This window comes from Mycolicibacterium sp. XJ1819, assembly GCF_053483675.1.
In genome coordinates, this window is sequence record NZ_JBEFST010000046.1 from 1 (window position 1) to 953 (window position 953).

Annotated in this window: 1 protein-coding gene; it reads left to right on the top strand. The window is 63.8% G+C overall.

The features are described 5' to 3' along the window. Positions 1 to 58: 58 nt before the first annotated feature. On the top strand, positions 59 to 874 hold the full coding sequence (locus ABQE89_RS26235; RefSeq protein ID WP_448422155.1) for an exodeoxyribonuclease III: 816 nt from the start codon (positions 59 to 61) through the stop codon (positions 872 to 874). Positions 875 to 953 lie beyond the last annotated feature (79 nt).

Sequence of the window (953 nt, forward strand, 5' to 3'; positions counted from 1 at the left end):
TTGACTCACCAAATATGCGCGAGCGGGGGGCACAACTGTCTTCCGTACGCTCGCACCCATGCGCCTGGCCACGTGGAACGTCAACTCCATCCGGGCACGCGTCGAGCGTGTCGTCGACTGGCTCGAAATGGGCGACGTCGACGTGCTGGCGATGCAGGAGACCAAGTGCTCCGACGAACAGTTCCCCACGATGCCGTTCGCGGCGGCCGGCTACGAGGTGGTGCACTGCGGGTTCAACCAGTGGAACGGAGTGGCCATCGCCTCGCGCATCGGCATTGACGACGTGCAGGTCGGTTTCGACGGACAACCCACGTGGAGTGACAAACCCGAGGTGGAGGCGGCCGCCGAGGCGCGGGCGCTCGGTGCCACCTGTGACGGGGTACAGGTGTGGAGCCTGTATGTGCCCAACGGCCGGACCGTTGGTTCACCGCACTACGCCTACAAGCTGGAATGGCTTGCGGCGTTGCGTAACACAGCCGGGAGATGGCTATCCGACGATCCTTCGGCCCAGATCGCACTGACCGGCGACTGGAACATCGCTCCCACCGACGACGATGTGTGGAGCGTCGAGTTCTACCAGCACTCCACCCACGTCACCGAACCCGAGCGCGCGGCGTTCAACGCGGTGGTCGAGGCGGGGTTCACCGACGTGGTAAGGCCTTTCACACCCGGTCCCGGCGTCTACACCTACTGGGATTACACCCAGTTGCGGTTCCCGAAGAACCGCGGCATGCGCATCGACTTCATCCTCGGCTCGCCGGCTTTCGCCCACCGTGTCACCCACGCGGAGATCGTGCGCGACGAACGCAAGGGCGGAAAGGACCGGATCGGAGCGCCGAGCGATCACGCCCCGGTGCTGGTGGAACTCAGCTGATATAGATCGAGTTAGTCCTTCTCAAATGCCTCCGGAGGTGTCAGGAAGGGATCTGTAACTGATTCCTTTGGCGGTCCGC